Source organism: Curtobacterium caseinilyticum (genome assembly GCF_030363035.1).
GTDB classification, from domain to species: domain Bacteria; phylum Actinomycetota; class Actinomycetes; order Actinomycetales; family Microbacteriaceae; genus Curtobacterium; species Curtobacterium caseinilyticum.
On sequence record NZ_JAUCMN010000001.1, the window covers coordinates 252474 to 271959 of the forward strand.

Sequence of the window (19486 nt, forward strand, 5' to 3'; positions counted from 1 at the left end):
GCGCCCGGGATCGCCTCAGTCGAGTGCGTCGAGAGCGAACGCGACGCCCGTCGCACGCTCGCTCGCCGTCCAGAGCTGCGCCGCCACGGTGCGGTCGTGTGCACGGGTCCGGGCACGGACCGGAGCGGCCGGCCCCGCGAGCTGCAGCGGACCGGCGGGTCCCCAGTACTCCCCCGACCGGACACCGTCGCCGACGGCCGCGTGCACGAGCGGCCACGCTCCGGCGTCCTTGCCCTGCGCGACCCAGCCGGACCCCACGCGCATCCACGCCGGCTCGGACCGCGTCGGTGCGACGTCCGGGCGGGGTGGCGCGGCGGCGTCGAGGGCCAGCCCGGGGTGCGCGACGACGCTGCGGACACCGGACCCGGCGTCACCGAGCCGTTGCGCGAGCTCGAAGCCGAACAGCATCACCGCGAGCTTGCTCCTGGCGTACTGGCGGTGTCCCTCGTACCGCCCCACCGCGAGCGGCTCGCTCCGGTCCAGCCGCGTGAACCGGTGCGCGATCGAGCCGACGTGCACGACCCGACCGGTCTCCTGGTCGAGCAGCGGCATCGCCAGCGCGGTCCAGGCGAAGTGCCCGAGGTGGTTCGTCCCGACCTGCAGTTCGAAGCCCTGCACGGTGTCCTGCCGCTCGGCGGAACCGACGACCCCGGCGTTGTTCAGCAGGGCGTGCACGGGGCCGAGCCCGGCGAGTTCGGACGCGGCGGCACGGACGCTGTCCAGGTCCGCCAGGTCGAGGTGCAACTGCACCAGGTCCGCGTGGTCGACGTGCCTGCGGATGCTCCGCTCGGCTGCAGCGCCGCGCTCGGCATTCCGTGTCGCGAGGACGACACGGTGGCCCTGCGCCGCGAGCTGCTCCGCGGCGTGGTACCCGAGACCCGCGCTCGCACCGGTCACGACGACGGTGCGACGGCCCGCCGCCGGGTCGCCCTCGGTGTCAGCGGACATGGCCGGCGGACTCCATCTGCCGCAGCGCCTTCTTCAGGTCCTGGACCTCGTCGCGGAGCCGTGCAGCGAGCTCGAACTTCAGCTCGGCCGCCGCCTGGAGCATCTGGTCGTTCAGGTCCGCGATGGTCGCCTCGAGCTGGGTCGCGCCCTCGCCCGCGATCCCCTCACGCCGCAGGTTCGGGGTCGGCGAACGGCGTCCGTCGGCGGCCGGGCGGCCCTCGAGCAGGGCCTTGGTGTCGTCGCTCTCGCGCTGCAGCACCTCGGTGATGTCCGCGATCTTCTTCCGGAGCGGCTGCGGGTCGATGCCGTGCTCCAGGTTGTACGCCACCTGCTTCTCGCGGCGACGATCGGTCTCGTCGATCGCCTGTCGCATCGAGTCGGTGATCTTGTCCGCGTACATGAGCACCTGACCCGACACGTTGCGGGCCGCGCGACCGATCGTCTGGATGAGCGACGTCGACGAGCGCAGGAAGCCCTCCTTGTCGGCGTCGAGGATCGCCACGAGGGAGACCTCGGGCAGGTCCAGGCCCTCACGCAGCAGGTTGATGCCGACCAGCACGTCGTACACGCCCTGCCGGAGTTCGGTGAGCAGCTCGACGCGCTTCAGGGTGTCGACGTCCGAGTGGAGGTACCGCACCCGCACGCCGGCGTTGCCGAGGAAGTCGGTGAGTTCCTCGGCCATCCGCTTCGTGAGCGTCGTCACGAGCACACGTTCGTCGCGCTCGACCCGGAGCTTGATCTCCTCGAGCAGGTCGTCGATCTGTCCGTCGCTCGGCTTGACGACGATCTCCGGGTCGACCAGGCCGGTCGGGCGGATGATCTGCTCGACGACGCTGTCCGTCACCCCGAGCTCGTACTTGCCCGGGGTCGCCGACAGGTAGACCTTCTGGCCGACGCGCTCCAGGAACTCCTCCCACGTCAGCGGGCGGTTGTCGAGCGCGCTCGGCAGGCGGAAGCCGTGCTCCACCAGGGTGCGCTTGCGGGACGCGTCGCCCTCGTACATCGCGCCGATCTGCGGCACGGTCACGTGCGACTCGTCGATGACGATGAGGAAGTCGTCCGGGAAGTAGTCGATGAGGCAGTGCGGGGCCTCGCCCGCCTCGCGCCCGTCCATGTGCCGCGAGTAGTTCTCGATGCCCGAGCAGAACCCGATCTGCTCCATCATCTCGATGTCGAACGTCGTCCGCATCCGGAGCCGCTGGGCCTCGAGCAGCTTGCCCTGCCCCTCGAGCTCGGCGAGCCGTTCGGCGAGCTCCTCCTTGATGCGCTCGATCGCGCGGTGCATGACGTCGGTGTCGGCCACGTAGTGCGACGCCGGGAAGATCGAGACCCCGGGCAGGTCGGCGATGACGTTGCCCGTCAGCGGGTGCAGCGAGGTCAGCGCCTCGATCTCGTCACCGAACATCTCGATGCGGATCGCGTGTTCCTCGTACATCGGGATGATCTCGATCGTGTCGCCGCGGACGCGGAACGTGCCGCGTGCGAAGTCGACGTCGTTGCGCTGGTACTGCATCCCGACGAACTTGCGGACGAGCTGGTCGCGCGAGATCGTCTGCCCGATGTGCAGGGCGATGGACGCGTTCATGTACTGCTCCGGCGTCCCGAGGCCGTAGATGCAGGACACGGTCGACACGACCACGACGTCGCGCCGACTGAGCAGCGAGTTCGTCGTCGAGTGCCGGAGCCGCTCGACCTCGGCGTTCACGGAGGAGTCCTTCTCGATGAAGGTGTCCGTCTGCGGCACGTACGCTTCGGGCTGATAGTAGTCGTAGTACGAGACGAAGTACTCGACAGCGTTGTTCGGCAGCAGGCCGCGGAACTCGTTGGCGAGCTGCGCGGCGAGCGTCTTGTTGTGCGCGAGCACCAGCGTCGGACGCTGCACCTGCTCGATGAGCCACGCCGTGGTCGCCGACTTGCCGGTACCGGTGGCGCCGAGCAGCACCACGTCGGTCTCACCGGCGTTGATCCGACCGGCGAGCTCGGCGATCGCCGCCGGCTGGTCACCGCTCGGCGAGTACTCGCTGATCACCTCGAACGGACGGATCGCCCGCGTGGGCTCGATCGACACTGCCATGACGTCAACGGTAGTCGGCACCGCTGACACCACGCGGCCCTGATCGCCCACAGCAGAGCGCCGGAACGCGGCTGCCCCGGACCGGCGGTGGAGCGGTCACCCGGCGATGCGCGTCCAGACCTCGTCCGCAGACCGGACGGTGTCGCCCTCGGTCCCCGTGGCGTCGACCACGTGGTCGGCGAGGGCCAGCCGGTCGGCATCCGAGGCCTGCGCGGCGACGCGACGCTCGGCCTCGTCGCGGGGCATCCCCCGGTGCTCGACGAGCCGCTCGACCCGCACCGCGGCCGGCGCGTCGACCACGACGACCGCGTCGAAGCGGATCGGCCGGCTCCCCCGGGCCTCGGCCAACAGGGGGACGTCGTACACGACGACCGCGTCCGGGTCGGCAGCCTCGGCGGCGTCGAACGCCTGCTGCGCCAGCCGCCAGACCTCGGGGTGCGTGATCCCCTCGAGGTCCTTCCGCGCGGCCGGGTCCGCGAACACGATGCTCCCGAGCGCCGGGCGGTCGAGCGACCCGTCAGGGGCCAGCACACCCCGGCCGAAGCGTTCGACGACCCGCGCCAGCCCTGGACTGCCGGGCTCGACCGCGCGGCGCGCGAGCTGGTCCGCGTCGACGACCACCGCTCCGTGCTCGGCCCAGCGACGGGAGACGGTGGACTTGCCCGCGGCGATGCCGCCTGTCAGACCGATGATGCGCACCGCCCCAGGCTACCGAGCCCGGGAACGCCGGAAGCCCGGCACCCCGTCAGGGGTGCCGGGCTTCCGGTACGGTGCGACCCGCTCGATCAGTTGTTCGAGCTGAGCTTCTCGCGGAGCGCCGCGAGCGAGGCGTCGTCGGCCAGGGTGCCCTGACCGTTCGACTCGCTCGAGAACGACGACGAGGAGGACGCGGTCGACGCGGCGGCCGGGAGGTCGAAGCCACCCTGCGCCTCGTCGGCGATGGTCTTCGCGACCTGGGCCTTGTGGGCCTCCCAACGCGACTGGGCGGCCGCGTACTGGCCCTCCCACTCGGTGCGCTGGGTGTCGTAGCCCTCGAGCCACTCGTTCGTCTCCGGGTCGAAGCCCTCGGGGTACTTGTAGTTGCCCTGCTCGTCGTACTCGGTCGGCATGCCGTAGAGCGCCGGGTCGAACTCGGTGCCCTCCGGGTCCACGCCCTCGTTGGCCTGCTTGAGGCTGAGCGAGATGCGGCGACGGTCGAGGTCGATGTCGATGATCTTGACGAAGACCTCGTCACCGACGGAGACGACCTGCTCGGCGAGCTCGACGTGCTTGTTCGAGAGCTCCGAGATGTGGACGAGGCCCTCGATGCCGTCGGCGACGCGGACGAAGGCACCGAACGGCACGAGCTTCGTGACCTTGCCCGGTGCGATCTGGCCGATCGCGTGGGTGCGGGCGAAGACCTGCCACGGGTCCTCCTGCGTGGCCTTGAGCGAGAGCGACACGCGCTCGCGGTCCAGGTCCACCTCGAGGATCTCGACGGTGACTTCCTGACCGACCTCGACGACCTCGCTGGCGTGCTCGATGTGCTTCCAGGAGAGCTCGGAGACGTGGACGAGACCGTCGACGCCGCCCAGGTCGACGAACGCACCGAAGTTGACGATCGACGACACGATGCCCTTGCGGACCTGGCCCTTGTGGAGGTTGTTGAGGAAGGTGGTGCGCGACTCGGACTGCGTCTGCTCGAGCAGGGCGCGGCGCGAGAGGACCACGTTGTTGCGGTTCTTGTCGAGCTCCAGGATCTTCGCCTCGAGCTCCTGGCCCAGGTACGGGGTCAGGTCGCGGACGCGACGCAGCTCGATGAGCGAGGCCGGGAGGAAGCCACGGAGGCCGATGTCGACGATCAGGCCGCCCTTGACGACCTCGATGACCGTGCCGGTCACGACGCCGTCGGACTCCTTGATCTTCTCGACGTCGCCCCACGCGCGCTCGTACTGCGCACGCTTCTTCGACAGGATGAGGCGGCCTTCCTTGTCCTCCTTCTGGAGGACCAGGGCCTCGACCTCGTCGCCGACCTCGACGACCTCGTTGGGGTCGACGTCGTGCTTGATCGAGAGCTCGCGCGAGGGGATGACACCCTCGGTCTTGTACCCGACGTCGAGGAGGACCTCGTCGCGGTCGATCTTCACGACGGTGCCGGAGATGAGGTCTCCGTCGTTGAAGAACTTCAGGGTCTTCTCGACCTCGGCCAGGAAGTCATCAGCCGAGCCGATGTCGTTGATGGCGACCTGCTTGGGAGCCTTGGTCGTGGTGGTTGTCATGTAGAGATTGCTCCGAACGGACATGAGTCGGGCCGTGACGGCGAGGGAGCGACCCCCTGGTCCGCACCTGACACAGGTGCGAGCCGCCGCAGCGGTTGATTGGATGACGCAGATTGCGCCGATCGAGTCTAACCGCAGCGCAGAGGCGCTGACAACCGGGCGTGTCGCCGCGTGTCGCGGAACGGACGAGCCCCGACCGGTGACGGCCGGGAGGCACGTGGCGGGGCCCGCCCCGCGCCTCCTGTCCGTCAGCCCTCGGTGCGGAGCCGCCGGCCGTCGGTCGCGAGCCGCCGGCCGTCGGTCGGGAGCCGCCGGCCGTCAGCCGAGCAGGGCGCTCCGGAGCGTGTCCAGGCCGACACCGCCGAGCGCGAGCGCCCGGTGGTGGAACGCCTTCAGATCGAACGCGGCGCCCTCGCGGGCGGCGACCTCGTCGCGGATCGACTCCCACACACGCTGGCCGACCTTGTAGGACGGTGCCTGTCCGGGCCACCCGAAGTAGCGGGCGACCTCGAACTGCACGAACTCGGGGGCCATGTTGACGTTCTGGCCCATGAAGTCGAGCGCGTACTCCCAGGTCCAGCCGCCGCCGTCGGGGTTCGTCTTCTGCAGGTGCACGCCGATGTCGAGCACGACGCGCGCCGCGCGCATCCGCTGCCCGTCGAGCATGCCGAGGCGGTCGCCGTCGTCGTCGAGGAAGCCGAGCTGTTCCATCAGGCGCTCGGCGTACAGCGCCCAGCCCTCGACGTGGCCGGACGGACCGGCGAGCTGCCGACGCCACGTGTTGAGCTCCCCGCGGTTGTGGACCGCCTGGCTGATCTGCAGGTGGTGGCCCGGGACGCCCTCGTGGTAGACCGTGGTCTTCTCGCGCCAGGTGCCGAACTCGGTCACGCCCTGCGGCACGGACCACCACATGCGGCCGGGCCGCGAGAAGTCGTCGGACGGGCCGGTGTAGTAGATCCCGCCCTCCTGCGTCGGGGCGATGCGGCACTCGAGGCGCTTGATCGGGTCGGCGATGTCGAAGTACTCCCCGTCCATCGCGCGGATCGACGCGTCGCTCGTCTCCTGCATCCAGCGCTGCAGTGCGTCCGTTCCGCGCAGGACCCGGGCCGGGTCGGCGTCGAGCACCTCGATGGCGCGTGCGACCGAGGCGCCGGACTCGATGCGGTCGGCGATGCGCTCCTGCTCGTCGCGCATGCGGGCGAGCTCCTCGATCCCCCACTCGTACGTCTCGTCGAGGTCGACCACGGCGCCGAGGAACCGCCGGGAGTGCAGCGCGTAGTCCTCGCGGCCGACGGCGTCGACGGGGGTGGCGAGCGGCAGCAGCTCGTGCTCGAGGAAGCCGCCGAACGACCGGTAGGCGGCGGCGGCCACCTCGGCACCACGGGTCAGCTCGGCCTGCAGCGTCCCGGGCAGCGGCGCGCCGCCCTCGAGCGTCGCGCCGTCGACGAGCTGCCGGAAGAACCCGCCCTCGGCACCGTTCCGCGCGGCCTGCTCGGCGATGAGGGCGACCTGGCGGCGGGCCGGGGTGACCTGTTCGCGCGTGCCCTGCAGCAGCGTCTCGCGGTACCCCTCGAGCGCGTCGGGCAGCGCGTGCAACCGTCCGGCGACGTCCTGCCAGTCGTCGGTGGTCGCGGTGGGCATGAGGTCGAGCACGTCGCGGAGCTCCTGCGCCGGGCTCTGGATGACGTTGAGGTCGCGCAGGTGCAGCTTCCGCTCGTGCGACTCGACGACGAGGTCGAGCTCGGCACCGAGGTCGGTCTTCGTCACACGGTCGACGTCGTCGGACGACTCGGCGGCGTCGAGGGCCCGACGCGCGGCACGGGCGGCGTCGGCGAGGGCGTCCGCGCCGGCGGGCGAGGTGTCGCCGTAGCCGTCGGTCCGTCCGGGGACGCCGATGTACGTGGCGACGGTGGGGTCGAGGTCGACGAGGGTGGTCACCCAGTCCTCGGCGACGCGGTCGACGGCGGAGGGCTGGCGGACGGGTCGGTCTTCGCTCATGCCCCGACCCTACCGAGCGGTGCGGCGGGGGCGGGAGGTCCTGCTCACGAGTCGGGGGCGTCGACGCGCGGCGACGCGGTCGCGTCCGCGGTGTCCGGTCGGCGAGACGGGGGTCGACGCGATGTGACCGCGGCGCGAGGCGAGCCGACGACGGACGGGAGGCACGGTACCCGCTGGCACCGTGCCTCCCGTCCGTGAGCCGGTCGCGTCGCGACCCGTGCGCGTCAGTGCGCCGCGGCCTCCCAGTTCGCGCCGACGCCGACGGACACGTCGAGCGGGACGCTCAGCTCGGCTGCCGCACCCATGCGGGTGCGCAGGATCTCCTCGACGCGCTCCTGCTCACCGGGTGCGACCTCGAGGATGAGCTCGTCGTGCACCTGGAGGAGCAGGTGCGACTCGAGGGACCCCTCGCGCAGGTCCGCGTCGACCCCGAGCATCGCGATCTTCATGATGTCCGCGGCGGACCCCTGGATCGGGGCGTTCAACGCCGCTCGCTCGGCGTTCTCGCGCAGGACGCGGTTCGGGCTCTTCAGGTCCGGGAACGGACGGCGACGGCCGAAGATCGTCTCGGTGTAGCCGTCCTCCCGTGCCTGCTCGACGACGCCGCGGAGGTAGTCGCGGACCGCGCCGAACCGGGCGAAGTACTCGTTCATGAGCGTCCGCGCCTCGGACTGCTCGATGCGGAGCTGCTTCGACAGGCCGAAGGGGCTCAGGCCGTACGCCAGGCCGTAGGACATCGCCTTGACCTTCGTGCGCATCTCCGGGCTGACGTCAGCCGGCTCGACGCCGAACACGCGGGCGCCGACGAAGCGGTGCAGGTCCTCGCCCTCGTTGAAGGCCTGGATCAGCCCGGGGTCGCCGGACAGGTGCGCCATGATGCGCATCTCGATCTGCGAGTAGTCGGCGGTCACGAGCGTCGTGTACGGCTCGGCGACCGCGAAGGCCGAACGGACCCGGCGGCCCACCGCGGTCTTCACCGGGATGTTCTGCAGGTTCGGGTCGGTCGACGAGATCCGGCCCGTGCTGCTGCCGGTCTGCTCGTAGCTCGTGTGGATGCGGCCGTCCACCACGGCGGCGTCGAGCGTGTCGACGATCTGCCGGAGCTTCGTGGCGTCGCGGTGCCGCAGCAGCAGACCGAGGAACGGGTGCGGGTGCTGCTCCTGCAGGTCGGCGAGGCTCGCAGCGTCGGTCGAGAAGCCCGTCTTGGTCTTGCGGGTCTTCGGCATCGCGAGCTCGGTGAACAGCACCTCCTGCAGCTGCTTCGGCGATCCGAGGTTCACCTCGTGCCCGATCTCCGCGAAGGCCTGCTGCGCGAGCTCGGCGGCGCGCTCCCCCAGGTCGTGCGACAGACCGGTGAGCACGGGACGGTCGATGCCGACGCCGATGGTCTCCATGCTGGCGAGGACCGGGACGAGCGGGAGCTCGATGGTGTCGAGCACCCGGAGCGAGGACTCGTCGACGCGGGCGCGCAGCGCGGTGTCGACGCGGAGGACGTACCAGGCGTGCACGCCGATGTTGACCGGCTCGGTCTCGGGCACGAGCTGGTTCGGGTCGGCGGTCGGCAGCTCCTCGCCGAGCTCCTGGTAGACGAGGTCGGCGAGGGGCTGGCCCTGCTTGCCGGGCTGCGCGAGCCAGCCGGTCAGGCGTGCGTCGCCGGCGATGCCCGCGACCGTGATGCCGACGGTGCCGAGCGCCTTGATGGCGGCCTTGGCGTCGTGGAAGTGCTTCGGTGCGTCGGAGGCGAACCACGCGGCGAGCTGCTCGTAGTCCTTCGCGCCGCTGCCGCCGGGCACCAGGACGGCGTCGTCGTGCGTGGCGATGCCGATCGCGCTGAGCCGGCCGTCGACGACCTCGACCGCGACGCCGAAGCCGTTCTCGGCGTCGTTCGCCCCCTTGCGCTCGAGCCAGTGTCCGAGCTCCTCGTCGATCACGGTCTTCACCGGCGGCGGGGTCGGCGCACCGTTGTCGACCGATCCGGTCGTGTCGGTGGCCTCGGCCGGCTCGCCCGTCCCGGCCACCTTGAACACGCGGTCGAGCAGCGTGCGGAACTGCAGCTTCGCGAAGAGGTCGCGCACCGCCTGCTCGTCCAGCGGGCGGAGGGCGACGTCGGCCGGCCCGACGGGCAGCTCGACGTCGTCCACCAACCGGTTCAGCTTCCGGTTCCGGATCGCCCGGTCCTTCTGCTCGCGGAGGTTGTTGCCGACCACACCCTTGATCTCGTCCGCGTGCTCGAGCACCCCGTCGAGCGAGCCGTAGGCGGTGACCCACTTCACCGCGGTCTTCTCGCCGACCTTGTCGATGCCGATCAGGTTGTCACTCGTCTCCCCCACGAGCGCCGCGATGTCCGGGTACTGGTGCGGCTCGATGCCGTACCGCTCGTAGACCTTGTCGCGGTCGTACCGGGTGAGCTCGGAGACGCCGCGGACCGACGGGTACAGCAGCGTGACGTCGTCGTTCACGAGCTGGATCGAGTCGCGGTCGCCGGAGACGACGTACACCTGGTAGCCCTGCTCCGAGCCCTGACGGGCGAAGGTGGCGAGGATGTCGTCGGCCTCGTAGTCCTCCTTCGTCACCGTCGTGATGCCCATCGCCTCGAGCGCCTGCTGCAGGAGCGGGATCTGGCCCTTGAACTCGGGCGGGGTCTCGGAGCGGGTGCCCTTGTAGTCCTCGTACTCACGGGTGCGGAACGAGAACCGGGAGATGTCGAACGCGACCGCCAGGTGGGTCGGCTTCTCGCGCTGCAGGAGCATGAGCAGCATCGAGATGAAGCCGTGGATGGCGTTCGTGTGCTGCCCCTCGCGGTTCACGAAGCTGTCGACCGGGAGCGCGTAGAAGGCCCGGAAGGCGAGCGAGTGGCCGTCGATGACCATGAGGGTAGGCTTTGCGGAGTCCGACACCCGGACAGCCTACCGACGCCATCCGACACGGGAGTCCTCGAGCGTGACCGACGACGTGACCCACGAACCGACCACCTCCGGAGCCGTCGACGAGCGACTGTCCGACCGCGGGATGGGCGAACTGGCCACGAAGATGGGCATGGAGATCACCGAGCTCAGCGCCGAACGCGCGGTCGGGTCGATCCCCGTCGAGGGCAACCGCCAGCCGGTCGGCCTGCTGCACGGTGGCGCCTACGTGGTGCTCGCGGAGAGCCTCGGGTCGATGGCCGCGAACGTGCACGCCGGTCCCGGCCGCTTCGCCGTCGGCATCGAGCTCAGCGCATCGCACTCGCGGAGCGCCACGAGCGGACGCGTCACCGGTACGTGCACCGCGATCCACCTCGGCGGCACGCTCACCACGCACGAGATCGTGCTCACCGACGACGAGGGCCGCCGCTGCTCGACCGTGCGCATCACCAACATGATCCGCGAGCGGCGCTGACCCCGGTCCGGACCGGTCAGTCCTCCGGCGGGCGCTGCAGCAGCAGTCGCGCGTCCCCGAACCCGAGCCGTCGGTAGAGCGACTCCCCCACGACGCTCGAGTGCACCACGATGCGCTCAGCGCCGAGCTCGTCCGCGGTCTCGACCAGCCGGTCGACCAGTCGGGCAGCGACCCCGCCACCGCGCAGGTCCGGGTGCACGTAGACCGTCTGCAGTTCCGCGGCGACACGCCCCCGTGGTCGGTGCGGTGCCGGCGGTCGGGCGTTCAGCGCCAGCCAGGCCATGCCGAGCACCGTGCCGTCCCGCTCGGCGACGACGCACCGGTGCGTCGCAGCGTGCTCCCGTGCGAACGCGGTCATCGCCTCGCGGTACTCCGCCGGCGTGACCGCCGGGGCGGTGCCGTCCTCGTCCACGCTCCACCGCCACCGGAGGTCGGCCACCGCAGGCATGTCCTCCAGCCGGGAGGCACGGATCACCACGTCGTCCATCGCTCCACCCTGCCAGGTGGTCGCCGCTGCGGCGGGGCCGACCCGCGCCTCCCGTCCGACGCGCACACACGCACGGAGCCCGTGTCCCGTGCCCTCGGTGGAGCAGTTGCTGTCGGGTGGCGCCCGCCGACCCGACAGCAACTGCTCCACCGAGGACCGTCGGAACGGCCGGACGACGCGACAGCGCCGCCGGACGGTGTCCGGCGGCGCTGTGGCGTGAGCGGTGGGTGCCGCGTTACTTCTTGGCGCTGAGCTGCTCGATGATCGCCTTCGCGACGTCGTGCATGGTCAGGCGGCGGTCCATCGAGGCCTTCTGGATCCAACGGAACGCCTCGGGCTCGGTGAGGCCCATCTTCTCGTTGAGCAGGCCCTTGGCGCGGTCGACGAGCTTGCGCGTCTCGAAGCGCTCGACCAGGTCGGCGACCTCGGCCTCGAGCGTGATGATCTGCTGGTGCCGCGAGAGGGCGATCTCGATCGCGGGGAGGAGGTCGTTCGGGGTGAAGGGCTTCACGACGTACGCGAGGGCGCCGGCCTCGGTCGCGCGCTCGACGAGGTCCTTCTGGCTGAACGCCGTGAGGAGGACCACCGGAGCGATGTGGTTCTTGGAGAGCTTCTCGGCCGCGGAGATGCCGTCGAGCTGGGGCATCTTGACGTCCATGACGACGAGGTCCGGGCGGAGGTCGGTCGCGAGCTGCACGGCGGTCTCACCGTCACCGGCTTCACCGACCACGTCGAACCCGTTGTCGCGGAGGATCTCGACGATGTCGAGACGGATGAGCGACTCGTCCTCGGCGACGACGACGCGACGCGGTGCTGCTGGGGTTGCTTCTGTGTCACTCACGACCGAGAGCCTACTAGACGGAGCGCGCGGCTTCCGTCAACTGTGGAGGCACCGTTCAAGGAGGCCGTTCTGTACGAGTGGCGGGACGCTCCGTGCGCGCAGCCCCGCACGCCGTGAGCGACCTCGTACGAGTGGCGGGACGCTCCGCGCGCGCAGCCCCGCACGCCGTGAGCGACCTCGTACGAGTGGCGGGACGCTCCGTGTGCGCAGCCCCGCACGCCGTGAGCGACCTTGTACCAGTGGCGGGACGCTCCGTGTGCGCAGCCCCGCACGCCGTGAGCGACCTTGTACGAGTGGCGGGACTCGAACCCGCACGCCGTGAGGCAGAGCATTTTGAGTGCCCCGTGTCTACCGTTCCACCACACTCGCGAGGGCACCAGGCTAGCAGGGCCCGGGTCCGCCTCCGGCCGTCACACCGGCACCAGCGGCTGCGGCTCCCCCGCGGGCAGCTCCACACGGACGGCATCGCCGGCTCGGACCGTACCGCCGGTGACCACGACGCCCATCACGCCGCCCTTGCGCTCCACGCTGCCGTCCTCGGACCGGCCGAGGACCGCGCGGAGCAGCCCCGGGTCGAAGTCGTTGATCTGCTGGCACGGGTTCCGGAGCCCCGTGACGCGGACGGAGGCCTCGTCACCGAGGTGGAGCAGCGTCCCGGTCGGCAACCCGAGCAGGTCGACACCGCGCGTGGTGACGTTCTCCCCCATGTCCCCGGGGACGACGGTGTGCCCGGCCGCCGCGACCTCGTCGAACACCTCGGCGTGCAGCAGGTGCACCTGTCGGAGGTTCGGCTGCGAGGGGTCCCGGGCGACGCGGGACCGGTGCTGCACGGTGGCGCCGGCGTGGGCGTCGCCCTCGACGCCCCACCCCGCGACGAGGGTGATCTCCTCCACGACGGGCTTGCTGAAGCGGTGCTCGGCGTCGCGACCCACGGCGACGACCCGACCGGTCTCCTGACGAGTGCTCACGCCTCCATCGTGGCAGACACGGGCGCCCGGTCGACACCCCGACCTGCTGCCGACCCGGGCTCGACGGACCGGCAGGTCCGTGGCAGGCGGAGCACGAACCGGGCGCCACCGAGCGTGCCGTCGTCCCCGTGGACGAGGGTGCCGCCGTGGGCGACCGCGATGCCGCGGGCGATCGGCAGACCGAGTCCCGCACCACCCGACCGGACGTCGCGAGCGTCCTCGAGCCGCACGAGCCGGTCGAAGACCCGCTCCCGGTCCCCGAGCGGGATGCCGGGGCCGTCGTCCTCGACCTCGAGCACCGCTCCGTCACCGTCGGCGGCGAGGGACAGCCGCACGGTCCCCGTCCCACCCGTGGCGCGTGCGGCGTTGTCGACGAGGTTGGCGAGCACCTGCGCGAGCCGGTCGGGGTCCACGTCCGCACGGACGGGTCCGGACGGCAGCTCGGGACGCAGGGCGGTACCCGGCAGCCGGAGTCCGAGCCGGTCGACCTCGGCACGCAGCCACGCGACGAGGTCGGTCGGCCGTCGGTCGAGGGCGATCCCACGGTCCAGGCGGGCCATGGTGAGCATGTCGTCCACGAGGCGCGCTGCACGGTCCGCCTGCCGGACGACGTGCACGGCGAGGACCTCGGTCGTCGCCGGGTCGTCGCCGCCGCTCCGCACGAGGGTGTCCGCGGCCGCGCGGACCCCGGCCACCGGCGTGCGGAGTTCGTGTGCGGCGTCCGACAGGAACCCGCGGACGCGCTCCTCGGCCGCCACGGCCTGGGCCTCGGCGCCCTCGACGGCGTCGAGCATCTCGTCGAAGGCGGCGGCCACGCGGCCGATCTCGGTGTCGGTCCGTGCGGGTCGCAGCCGCCGACCGCGGTCGCCGTCGGCGATCGAGCGCGCCGTCGCCGTGACCTCGTCGAGCGGACGCAACGCGCGACGGACGACCAGGACGACACCGACCACGGCGACCCCGAGGAAGGCCGCGGACGCCCCGCCCATCACCCACCCGAGCTGCGCGAGGGTCTCCTGCACGTCGCGCGTCCCGGCGGTGAGCGTGATGCGGGTGCCGTCGTCGAGGACGGACCGGAGCGTGAGGACGCCGTCGTCGTCGCGCACGTCGGCGGACACGACGGATGCACCGGACGTCGTCGTGGCCCCCGCCCCGGACCTGGTCGAGCCGGCCGAGGACGATCCCGGGTCCGACGATCCCGGCGCCGACGATCCTGGGCTCGACGAGCCACCGGACGACCGCTCGCGCGCCGCCGGGCCCGGGAGCCCTGCCGGGTCGGGTGGCCCGGAGCGGAGCTGGTCGGGGGTCGGACCGGCCTCGACCGCGGCACCGTCGGACTGCACGATCCGCACGGAGAGCCCCTGCGCCGACAACCGGTCGGCCAGATCGTCGGCGTCGAGCACCCCGACGAGCGCTGCGGCGGCGGCAGCCCGGTCCCGCAGCCGGTCCTCGACCTGGGCGCGGAGCCGGGCACCGAGCACCGCCTCGACCGCGACGACGAGGCCGGCGAGCAGCACCGCGAGCAGCACGAGCACCGCCACCACGGTCCGGAGCCGCAGCGACGTGGTGCGCAACCGTCCGCCCGCCGGGATCACGCCGCGCCCCGGTCCACCGCGAGCCGGTAGCCGAGCCCCCGGACCGTGTGCACGAGTCGGGGCCCGTGTGCCTCCATCTTGCGGCGCAGCGCGCTGAGGTGCACCTCCACCAGGTTCGGCGCGATGTCCTCGTACCCCCAGACCTGCGTCGTGATCTGCCCCTTGGACACCGTCCGGCCGCGGCTCTCGGCGAGGAAGCGCAGCAGTCGGAACTCCGTGGCGGTCAGGTCGAGCAGGACACCACCGCGTCGGACGGTCGCGCCCTCGGGGTCGACCACCAGGTCCCCGACCTCGATCACCGACGGGACCCGTCCCCGTCGACGCAGCACCGCGGTCACCCTTGCCACGAGCTCCGCCATCGCGAAGGGCTTCACCACGTAGTCGTCGGCACCCTCGGCGAAGCCTCGGAGTCGGTCGTCGAGTTCGTCGCGCGCCGTCATCATCACGACGGCCGCGTCCGACCGTTGCCGCACCCGCGCTGCGAGCAGGATGCCGCTCGGGCCGGGGAGCATCCAGTCGAGGAGCACGAGGTCGGGGGCGGCACGGTCGAGGTCCTCGGCGATCGACCGGCCGTCGGTCGCGTCGGTCACGACGAAGCCCTCGGCGCGCAGGGTCGTCGCGACGGCGGTGCGGAGGGAGTCGTCGTCCTCGACCACCAGGACACGTGCGGGTGCGTTCACGGCGGACACGCTAGGTGGGAACTGCCCGCAAGGAGCATGGAGGACGCTGGAGGACCCCTGTGCTTCAGTCCTGCTTCAGATTCGAGCTCGACCGTCGTCCTCGTCGCCGGACCGACCCGGTCCCGCGACACCGACACGGAAGGCACACCATGCAGGACGAACGACACGCCCAGCCCGTCTCCGCTCCCGAGCGCCGTCGACGCACGCTGCGTCGCGTGGGGATCGGCTCCGCTGCTGCCGCGGCACTGCTCCTCGGCGGTCTCGGCGTGACCGCGGCCGTCGCCGACGGCACCGGCACCTCGAGCACGCCGAGCGCGCCGACGGGGGCTCCCAGTGGCGCACCCAGCGGCGCACCGAGCGGCGCTCCCACCCCGGGCGCAGAGGGCGCCCCCGGCCCGGGTGCCGAGGGCACGGGCCCTGGCGCTGCTCCGGCTCCCGGTTGCGTGGCGGCCCCGCCAGCGGCGGGCGACGCACCGAAGCCGGAGGACGGCAAGGGCCCCACCCCGCCGACGGGCACGGACGCCCCGACCCCGCCGACGGGCACGGATGCCCCGAAGCCGAAGGACGGGCATGCTCCGAAGCCGAAGGACGGCGACGCACCCACCCCGCCGAAGGGCACGGACGGCTCCGCGACGCCGGCGCCGACCTCCGGATCCTGAGCGGAGCACGCCCGGTGCGGGAGGCGCCCGCCGTCGGCCGCACGGTCGACGCACGGCGCGCCTCCCGGCCGGACCGGGGTGCCCCGGTCTCGACAGCGGACGCCGAAGCGCTCCCACGGGTACCGTCGGTGTCCACGCGGACCGAGCGGAAGGGGCACCCGTGGACTCTCGTGCCGTGCGGTCGTTCCGCGCGTTCGTCGTCGTCACGGCCGTGGTCGCGATCGCGCTCGGCATCGTCGCCGTCGTCTGGCCCCAGCCGTCCCTCGTCCTCGTCGCGCTCGTCTTCGGCGTCTACCTGGTGGCGGCGGGTGCGATGCGCGTGGTCGCGGCGGTGCGCGGACACGGTACGTCCGCCGTCTGGCGGTGGACGTCGGGGGTCGTCGGCGGCCTGGTCGCAGTCGCCGGCCTGGTGACACTCGTCGATCCGGCGATCCCCCTGCTGGCCTACGCCGTGCTGGCGGGGGTGGCGTTCCTGCTCGAGGGCGTCGCCGCGCTCGTCGGTGCAGTCGTCGGGCACCCGGGTTCCTCGCGGCTGCCGACCGCGGTGAGCGGTCTGCTCTCGGTCATCGGCGGGGTCGTCGTGCTCGTCGCGCCGGGGCTCGCGCTCACGGTGTTCACGGTGTTCTCCGGCATCGCGCTCGTCGTCGTCGGCGCTGCGGCACTCCTGCTGCTGCCGCCGCGCGCGGCTGCCCGCCGCTGAGGCGTCGGGCAACAGCCGCTCACGACGGCGTCACGCGCTCCCGGTCCCGAACAGCAGGCCCAGCCCGTACGTGACCACGGCGGCTCCGAACCCGATGGCGAGCTGCCGCAGCGCGCGCTTGAGCGGTGAGGCCCCGCTGAGCACGCCCACGACGGCGCCGGTGCCGAGGAGCGCGATGCCGACCAGCACGGCCGCGAGGACGATCGCCGGCCACCCCTCGAGCCCGAACAGGTACGGCAGCACCGGGATGATCGCACCGGAGGCGAAGAAGCAGAAGCTCGACACCGCCGCGCTCGTGCCGCTCCCCACCGCCTCGTGCTCGTCGGTCGCGGTGGCGGCCGTGACCGTGCGACCGCCGAGGACCTCTGCCGCGTGTTCCCGGGCAGCGGCCTCGTCCATCCCACGAGCCCGGTACACCAGCGCGAGCTCGTTCGCGTCGACGTCCAGGTCGGCCACCGCCCGTCCGGCCTCGGGGTGCGGCGCGGACGCGTCGAGCAGTTCGCGTTGTGACCGCACCGACACGTACTCCCCCGCACCCATCGACAGCGCACCGGCGAGCAGCCCGGCGATGCCGCTGAGGAGCACGAAGTGCCGGTCTGCTCCGGAGGCGCTGATGCCGATGATCAACGCGAGGTTCGACACGAGCCCGTCGTTGGCGCCGAACACCGCTGCGCGGAAGGTGCCCGACAAGCGCATCCGCCCGCGGTTCGCGAGGCCGCGCACGACCTCCCCGTGGATCCGCTCGTCGGCCGCCATCCGCGCGGTCGCGTCGTCGTCCTCGGCGTACGGCGAGCGGTCCTCGGCGCGCTGCATGAGCGCGAGCACGAACACCGAACCGAAGCGCTTCGCGAGCGCGGCGAGCACCCGGGTGCGCAGGCTGCCGCGGAGCGGCCGCCCGACGTCGTCGCCGAGCAGGTCGAGCCAGTGCTGCTCGTGGCGTCCCTCCGCGTCGGCGAGGGCGGCGAGGATCTCGCGTTCCTCACCGGTCCTGCGGGTCGACAGGTTGCGGTAGACCGCGGCCTCCGCCCGCTCGTCCGCCAGGTAGCGGCGCCAGCGGCGGACGTCCGCTGCGGTGGGTGTGGTGGGGCGTTCGTCCTGGAGGCTCACAGCACCGATCCTGCCCGGTCCCGTCGGCGGGTGGTCGCGCCGGCGCGGCGGCGCGGCGGCGCGGCGGCGCGGCGGCGCGGCGGCGCGGCGGCGCGGCGGCGCGGCGCCGAGGCTCGGCCAGGCGGACGCTCCCGCACCCGTCGGGGCACGAAGGTGTCCGGAGAGACGAGGCTCGCCCTCGCGGCGCGGCGCGGCGCGAGGCGCCGCGAGGGTGGGACGCGACAGGGCGCGGACGGAGGCCGAGCGCGGTGTCGCGCCGTGCCTCCCGTCCGCGCCCTGTCGGCGTGTCCGAGTGCGGTGACCAGGTCAGTCCCGCACGTAGGCGGGCGCCGCCTCGGCGTGCGCGTCGCCGACACGGTGCACACGGAGGTCGTTGGTCGACCCCTCGATGCCGGGAGGCGAACCGGCCGTCACGATCACCCGGTCGCCGGGAGCAGCGAGACCGTTCGCGAGCAGCACGTCGTCGACCTGCGAGAAGAGTTCGTCCGTGTGGGTCTTCCGCTCGACGAGGAACGACCGCACGCCCCACGTGAGTGCCATGCGGCGACGCGTGGCCTCGTTGGGGGTGAAGGCGATGATCGGCAGGCCGTGGCGCAGTCGCGACATGCGGCGCGCCGAGTCGCCGGACTCGGTGAAGACGCAGAGGTACGACGCCTCGGTGAACTCCGCGATCTCGACCGCGGCGAGGGTGATCGCGCCGCCGAGCGTGCGCGGCTTCGTGCCGAGCGGGGCGATGCGCTCCAGGCCGTGGTCCTCGGTGGACTCGACGATGCGCGCCATCGTGCGGACCGTCTGCACCGGGTACTCGCCGACGCTGGTCTCACCCGAGAGCATGACCGCGTCCGCGCCGTCGAGGACGGCGTTCGCGACGTCGGAGGTCTCCGCGCGGGTCGGGATCGGCGAGGAGATCATCGACTCGAGCATCTGCGTCGCGACGATGACCGGCTTCGCCATCCGGCGGGACAGCTCGACCGCGCGCTTCTGCACGATCGGGACGGCCTCGAGCGGGAGCTCGACACCGAGGTCACCGCGGGCGACCATGATGCTGTCGAACGCGTCGATGATCTCCTCGAGCGCGTCGACGGCCTGCGGCTTCTCGACCTTGGCGATGACGGGGAGGCGCTTGCCCTCCTCGTCCATGATCTCGTGGGCGCGCTCGACGTCGGCGGCGTTGCGCACGAACGACAGCGCGATCAGGTCGGCGCCCTGACGGATCGCCCAGCGGAGGTCCGCCTCGTCCTTCTCGCTCAGCGCGGGGACGTTCACGGCGACGCCGGGCAGGTTGATGCCCTTGTTGTTCGACACGGTGCCGGCGACGACGACCTCGGTGCGCACGCGCACGCCGTCCGTGTCGAGCACGCGCAGACGGACACGGCCGTCGTCGATGAGCAGCGGGTCGCCGGGCTTGACGTCCTGCGGCAGGCCCTTGAACGTCGTGCCGCAGATCTCCTTCGAGCCGGGGACGTCCTCGGTCGTGATCGTGAAGACGTCGCCGACGGCGAGCTCGTGCGGGCCGTCGGCGAACTTCGCCAGGCGGATCTTCGGGCCCTGCAGGTCGACCAGGATCGCGACCGGCTTGCCGAGCTCCTCGGCCGCGCGGCGCACGTTCTCGTAGTTGGCCTCGTGGACGCTGTAGTCACCGTGGCTGAGGTTGAGGCGGGCGACGTCGACGCCCGCTTCGATGATCTCCTTGACGGTCTCGTAGTCCGACGTAGCCGGACCGAGCGTCGAAACGATCTTTGCGCGTCTCAATGGATTCCTTCGTGTGGTGGATGGTGCCGGGTTTCCGCGCTGTG

The 19486-nt window shown here is 72.0% G+C and carries 16 protein-coding genes and 1 tRNA gene; 3 read left to right on the forward strand and 14 right to left on the reverse strand.

Annotation, left to right across the window (positions count from 1 at the left end):
* Window positions 1-15: 15 nt before the first annotated feature.
* The 6 genes from QUG93_RS01190 to polA all read right to left on the reverse strand — a co-directional run bounded on the left by QUG93_RS01190 (window position 16) and on the right by polA (window position 10175).
* A complete protein-coding gene (locus QUG93_RS01190; RefSeq protein ID WP_289471796.1) occupies window positions 16-948 on the reverse strand; it encodes an SDR family NAD(P)-dependent oxidoreductase in 933 nt (310 codons plus the stop codon).
* Complete coding sequence (uvrB, locus tag QUG93_RS01195; protein WP_434533063.1) at window positions 938-3022, reverse strand: excinuclease ABC subunit UvrB; 2085 nt, start codon at window positions 3020-3022, stop codon at window positions 938-940. The genes QUG93_RS01190 and uvrB overlap by 11 nt, the downstream gene beginning before the upstream one ends.
* 96 nt (window positions 3023-3118) lie before the next feature.
* Window positions 3119-3721, reverse strand: coding sequence for a dephospho-CoA kinase (gene coaE, locus QUG93_RS01200; protein WP_289471797.1), 603 nt, complete (start codon window positions 3719-3721; stop codon window positions 3119-3121).
* Window positions 3722-3807: 86 nt separating this feature from the next.
* On the reverse strand, window positions 3808-5280 hold the full coding sequence (gene rpsA, locus QUG93_RS01205; protein WP_289471798.1) for a 30S ribosomal protein S1: 1473 nt from the start codon (window positions 5278-5280) through the stop codon (window positions 3808-3810).
* 318 nt (window positions 5281-5598) lie between these two features.
* Window positions 5599-7278 (reverse strand): DUF885 domain-containing protein, encoded by a 1680-nt coding sequence (locus tag QUG93_RS01210; RefSeq protein WP_289471799.1) that lies wholly within the window; start codon window positions 7276-7278, stop codon window positions 5599-5601.
* Between the two features lie 224 nt (window positions 7279-7502).
* Window positions 7503-10175 (reverse strand): DNA polymerase I, encoded by a 2673-nt coding sequence (gene polA, locus QUG93_RS01215; RefSeq protein WP_289471800.1) that lies wholly within the window; start codon window positions 10173-10175, stop codon window positions 7503-7505.
* Between the two features lie 112 nt (window positions 10176-10287).
* On the opposite strand from polA, the gene QUG93_RS01220 reads away from it, so the two are divergent.
* On the forward strand, window positions 10288-10656 hold the full coding sequence (locus QUG93_RS01220; RefSeq protein WP_289472047.1) for a PaaI family thioesterase: 369 nt from the start codon (window positions 10288-10290) through the stop codon (window positions 10654-10656).
* Window positions 10657-10672: 16 nt separating this feature from the next.
* Here QUG93_RS01220 and QUG93_RS01225 read toward each other — a convergent pair whose 3' ends face one another.
* From QUG93_RS01225 to QUG93_RS01250, 6 genes are all read right to left on the reverse strand, one after another.
* A complete protein-coding gene (locus tag QUG93_RS01225) occupies window positions 10673-11143 on the reverse strand; it encodes a GNAT family N-acetyltransferase (RefSeq protein WP_289471801.1) in 471 nt (156 codons plus the stop codon).
* Window positions 11144-11378: 235 nt separating this feature from the next.
* On the reverse strand, window positions 11379-11984 hold the full coding sequence (locus tag QUG93_RS01230) for an ANTAR domain-containing response regulator (protein ID WP_022903868.1): 606 nt from the start codon (window positions 11982-11984) through the stop codon (window positions 11379-11381).
* A gap of 288 nt (window positions 11985-12272) precedes the next feature.
* A tRNA-Leu gene (locus QUG93_RS01235) sits at window positions 12273-12353 on the reverse strand.
* Window positions 12354-12394: 41 nt separating this feature from the next.
* The gene (locus QUG93_RS01240; protein ID WP_289471802.1) at window positions 12395-12952 is read right to left on the reverse strand and encodes an MOSC domain-containing protein; all 558 of its coding nucleotides are present in this window, start codon (window positions 12950-12952) and stop codon (window positions 12395-12397) included.
* Window positions 12949-14523 carry a sensor histidine kinase gene (locus QUG93_RS01245; protein WP_289471803.1) on the reverse strand — a complete coding sequence of 525 codons (1575 nt, stop codon included), beginning with the start codon at window positions 14521-14523 and terminating at the stop codon, window positions 12949-12951. The genes QUG93_RS01240 and QUG93_RS01245 overlap by 4 nt, the downstream gene beginning before the upstream one ends.
* Before the next feature lie 17 nt (window positions 14524-14540).
* A complete protein-coding gene (locus QUG93_RS01250) occupies window positions 14541-15224 on the reverse strand; it encodes a response regulator transcription factor (protein WP_289471804.1) in 684 nt (227 codons plus the stop codon).
* Window positions 15225-15373: 149 nt separating this feature from the next.
* On the opposite strand from QUG93_RS01250, the gene QUG93_RS01255 reads away from it, so the two are divergent.
* Window positions 15374-15883, forward strand: coding sequence for a hypothetical protein (locus QUG93_RS01255; protein ID WP_289471805.1), 510 nt, complete (start codon window positions 15374-15376; stop codon window positions 15881-15883).
* 160 nt (window positions 15884-16043) lie between these two features.
* Window positions 16044-16583 carry an HdeD family acid-resistance protein gene (locus QUG93_RS01260; RefSeq protein ID WP_289471806.1) on the forward strand — a complete coding sequence of 180 codons (540 nt, stop codon included), beginning with the start codon at window positions 16044-16046 and terminating at the stop codon, window positions 16581-16583.
* Between the two features lie 30 nt (window positions 16584-16613).
* On the opposite strand, the gene QUG93_RS01265 is transcribed toward QUG93_RS01260, so the two are convergent.
* Window positions 16614-17690: a VIT1/CCC1 transporter family protein gene (locus QUG93_RS01265; protein ID WP_289471807.1), complete on the reverse strand. Its 1077-nt coding sequence runs from the start codon at window positions 17688-17690 to the stop codon at window positions 16614-16616.
* A 306-nt stretch (window positions 17691-17996) separates the two neighbouring features.
* Window positions 17997-19442 carry a pyruvate kinase gene (gene pyk / locus QUG93_RS01270; protein ID WP_289471808.1) on the reverse strand — a complete coding sequence of 482 codons (1446 nt, stop codon included), beginning with the start codon at window positions 19440-19442 and terminating at the stop codon, window positions 17997-17999.
* Between the last annotated feature and the right edge of the window lie 44 nt (window positions 19443-19486).

Bases quoted from the DNA above. Each gene is read 5' to 3' on its own strand.
- uvrB (WP_434533063.1), bottom strand. From the start codon at position 3,022: ATGGCAGTGTCGATCGAGCCCACGCGGGCGATCCGTCCGTTCGAGGTG.
- QUG93_RS01210 (WP_289471799.1), bottom strand. From the start codon at position 7,278: ATGAGCGAAGACCGACCCGTCCGCCAGCCCTCCGCCGTCGACCGCGTC.
- QUG93_RS01220 (WP_289472047.1), top strand. From the start codon at position 10,288: ATGGGCGAACTGGCCACGAAGATGGGCATGGAGATCACCGAGCTCAGC.
- QUG93_RS01225 (WP_289471801.1), bottom strand. From the start codon at position 11,143: ATGGACGACGTGGTGATCCGTGCCTCCCGGCTGGAGGACATGCCTGCG.
- QUG93_RS01190 (WP_289471796.1), bottom strand. From the start codon at position 948: ATGTCCGCTGACACCGAGGGCGACCCGGCGGCGGGCCGTCGCACCGTC.
- rpsA (WP_289471798.1), bottom strand. From the start codon at position 5,280: ATGACAACCACCACGACCAAGGCTCCCAAGCAGGTCGCCATCAACGAC.
- QUG93_RS01255 (WP_289471805.1), top strand. From the start codon at position 15,374: ATGCAGGACGAACGACACGCCCAGCCCGTCTCCGCTCCCGAGCGCCGT.